The 3,808-nt window shown below is 48.5% G+C and carries 2 protein-coding genes; both read right to left on the bottom strand.

Annotated elements, in window-relative coordinates; genetic code table 11:
• Positions 1-121: 121 nt before the first annotated feature.
• The gene (locus tag C7A19_RS14055; RefSeq protein ID WP_116645188.1) at positions 122-1,408 is read right to left on the bottom strand and encodes a type VI secretion system ImpA family N-terminal domain-containing protein; all 1,287 of its coding nucleotides are present in this window, start codon (positions 1,406-1,408) and stop codon (positions 122-124) included.
• 51 nt (positions 1,409-1,459) lie between these two features.
• On the bottom strand, positions 1,460-3,808 hold a 2,349-nt coding region (gene tssM / locus C7A19_RS14050), incomplete at its 5' end, for a type VI secretion system membrane subunit TssM (protein ID WP_116645187.1).

The following is a 3,808-nucleotide window of genomic DNA, read 5'->3' as shown; positions in this document are numbered from 1 at the left end:
ATCTTGCGAAATGCATGCCAAGTTTTTTATCATTACAAATCAGCACCTTAGAATCTGGCTGACCAATTTTTTGCACGTACCAAGCAACTTCTTGCCAAGCCAAGCAAAAAGTTGCTTAGCATTATTGGCCCCTTTGCACCGCTTTACTCTGGTTTTCATCAACCACCTCTTGCAGCTGAGACACTTTCCAACTCAGGTGGTTTAAGCGCTCAATAAGCACTGACAGCTCTTGGTTCGCTTTGTCTATCTCGCCCTGTTCAACCAAGGTTGTGACATAATCCGCGCGACCATAGATAGGAGACAGTCCGATAGCAAAACTCTCTAGTGAGCGTGTCTGCTTCTGTAATGCCCACCAGCGATTTTGCTCTGCCAGCAACGCGATATTCGCCATCTTGGTTCGAACCGCGCGAAACTTATCGATGTATTTTGCTGTACTTTCCAATGCTTCAGCACGCTCAGCTTGGTACGTTGCTACTAATGAGGTCGTTTTTTCGTTATCACCGTACAAAGTGGTTAACGCATTGAGGTGTTGTTTGGCAGAGGTTTTAGCCGCTTCAACCGATTGCGCCATCTCCTGCTCTACCGCGTCCGTGTATAAAGGAATAAATTGTGGCTCCCAACGCGACAGTGTTGCCGGCAAATGCTGCTTGGAAAACATACTCAGCGCTTGAACATTGTTAAGGGAAGGCTGTGATGTCTCCACTTTATACGGGGTTTGAAAATAGGGTATATGTGGGTAGCCCAGCCAGGCGATCACCACTAAGCCAGCACCTGCAATGCCTGCCAATAAACTGCGCAGTCGGCTTTTTTTAACCGTGATCTTCGGATTAAGGCTCTCGTTTTTCTGCTGTTGCTTTATCGCGCTATGAAAACGCGTTTCTATACGGTCAATATGCTCAAACAATACATAGGCCAACCCTTCATAATCGACCGTGTAACTGGGTTGCTGTTGGGCCAAAACATGGTAAAGGGCATCACACAGCCGTTCACAACGATACAAATCGCGCAATGCTTGTTGATCTGGCTTTATCTGATTAAGCTCACCCAATACACGAGCATTTACCCACTCCAGCGCCTCTTTTCGCGCCCGGGCACGTTTTTCAGACACTGCTTCTTCGTTATTCAAACAAGCAAGGATCAGCTCCAGCCCATTTGCAAATCCTGCCAACCCGCCAATCTTTAACGCCGCGACGGCATAGTAACCACTGAGCAGTAAATCAATGCCTTGCTCACTGGCGAGTGCTTGACAGTTATCTTTTACAAATTGCCAATCGGTCCCCCCAGATAGTGGCGAATGGCGTTTGTTGATTTGGTCTCTAATTGCTTGATAACGCTCGTCATCACGCAATGGTTGAACATCTTGGATAACACGAAACGGCTGGTTATCAATAGAGAGAATAAAAGACATGGCTTAGCATTCCTGATAAAGCAGGGGCGAGTGCACTCGCCCCATGATCAGTTAGTAGAGGTTGCGAGAGAGCTTGAACGACTTGAACAAGCGTTGCGTGAACGGGTTAGTAGCCGCTTGGGCATTCACTCGATAGATCATCCCACCCCCGTCGACATTGAACTGATAGTCAACGGACGTGGTACTTGCGGAGACAACAGCCCCTCTATCCAGTAAGCGGAACAGCGCCCATGGTCCTCGAATGACCACACTACGCGGCGACAAGTTGGTCTTTGTCGGAACCAGCGTCAGTTTTGATGTTGCTGAGTCGCGTAATGTATTTGGCCAGATTAGCTCGATGTTGTCTCTTGGTCCGTGACTATAGGTAACATACTGCCCATCGACATTCAGAACACTGCGACGTTTATTACTGCTCAAACGTAACGGCTCAACCGAGAAGCTCACATCCAAAATCCCTTTACGATTAAAGAAGGCTTCACGGATTTTTTGCGCTTGGCGGATCTGCGCCAATAAATCACGGCGGATCAGGGAGCCATCCACGCCTTTGTCTCCCACTGAAATGTTTTCATCAATAAACATTTTCAGTTGCGTGTTGTAGAAGTTATCAAGCGTGCCACCCGGCGCGAAGAAGCGCTCAAAGTCCGTCAACGATGCATCTTTATTCGCCTTAGGATTAAACGGATAGCGATTGGCCAACTTTTGCTGGTATGGCCGATAAACATCTTGATACCAACGGACTTCCAAGTGCTTAATCGCAGCTTGTTTGACAACATGCCAGCTCTCGTCTGCCAGCTTATCCACCATGCCGTCAAGTGGCTCTGGCAAGCCTGTGGCGATACGCTTAAGCGTATAAATGGGGTCTGTATTAACCAGTTTCACGCGGGCTTTGGTGGCATCGAGCGCAGCAGTGCCAACATCCTGTGCATCTTGAATCGACTTCAAGTAACTCTTCAGTTCTTGAACCGACGCGAGAACTTCATTCAAGTAAGCGGGTTTATCATTCACCGCTTTTAGCAAGCCATTTAAGTCAGCAAACGGCGCTTGAATTTGTGATGCCACCTTGTATTTAGGGTTTTCTGCAATGGCATCTTGCGCTTCTTCATCTAGCCCCAAACCAGACGCTAGCTGCGTGTTAGTCTCCAACGTGCGTAACAAACGTTGTAGCGGTCCCACGTGGCCGGTGAAGTTATCCAGTACCGACACTGCATCGTTGATATCACTGAAGAATTTGACATCAATTTCATTAAGAGCCATTCGCCAGCTGTTGGTATAGTCAGCGACATAAAGATCGCGAATTTTATTACGCAATGCCTTCTTATCGGCTTTGCTGAACTCTGCCGTCTCGGCTTCACCCAGCACCCAACTATCAATCAGGGCCAAATCAGAGACAGATTGCAGCTTGGGCACAAAGTAATCTTCGAAGCCTTTTTTAGTTAGCATTTGCGGAATGTACAGGTTGTCACTGTCCACTTCCCTTTCTTCAAACACCACATCAAATACCGGCCCAACAGCATTACGTAAGTTCATTGGCGCGCCCAATACTGTCTCGGCATCCAGCTTCAAGTTACGATATACACGCTGATCGGTGGGCATGGTGCGAAGGTCTGCTTGAGCGCGGGCAATGGTCATATCGTAAGGGCGCATCACACGCTCCGCCACCTCATCACCTTGACGACGTGCTGCGGTTAGGTCCGTGTGTCGCATGGCGTAATCCAGGTGACCCAGTAAACGTTCTTGAATGACCTTTTGCCCTGCGAACTCACGCTGCCACTGCTGGCTGAAATAATCCATCACGTAATCGTGATAGCGACCACTTTTATCAACCATCATGCGATAGACTCGCAAGGCCACCCACTGTTCTTGATCCGTCGTAGCCTGATTCAAATCTACCACGGTATCTGCCATTAATAACGGCAAGAAACGGCTCTTCAGCAAGTTGAGGTAAGTTTGCTCGACTTTAGGACCAATCACATGCCCCTGATAAAGACCAAAGTCAGAAATGTATTTGGGCTTTTCGCGGAAAAAGCCAAATTCTAACGTGGCTTGGCGGATCTGATTAAGCGGCTTCAATACCTCACGCTGGGATGCGCCATCAGCACTGCTTGGGAACTGTGTTTTATATTGATCAACCTTGGTCAATACCGCATCAGCATGCGCGACGTTAGCCAAATAATAACGGTGCCAAGTCCCCACCAGTAGCACAGTGGCAATCGAGCACGCCAATACCGACATCCCCATCAGGCGGCGCTTATGCTTGGCGACACGGAAGTTATCCGATGCGAGCCCTGCCTCTGGATAGATGATGTTGCTAAACAGTTTTTGGGTAAAATACACCGTCGAATTTTTCGACTTCTGCGCGTGGTTGACCGCGTGTGACAACCCATAACGACGAGAAGCGGC

This window comes from Salinivibrio sp. HTSP (assembly GCF_003390965.1).
In the GTDB taxonomy this organism is placed as follows: Bacteria; Pseudomonadota; Gammaproteobacteria; order Enterobacterales; family Vibrionaceae; genus Salinivibrio; species Salinivibrio kushneri.
Note: the sequence above shows the minus strand (reverse complement) of the source record. Positions and strands in the feature narration are given on the sequence as shown.

Bases quoted from the DNA above. Each gene is read 5' to 3' on its own strand.
- C7A19_RS14055 (WP_116645188.1), bottom strand. From the start codon at position 1,408: ATGTCTTTTATTCTCTCTATTGATAACCAGCCGTTTCGTGTTATCCAA.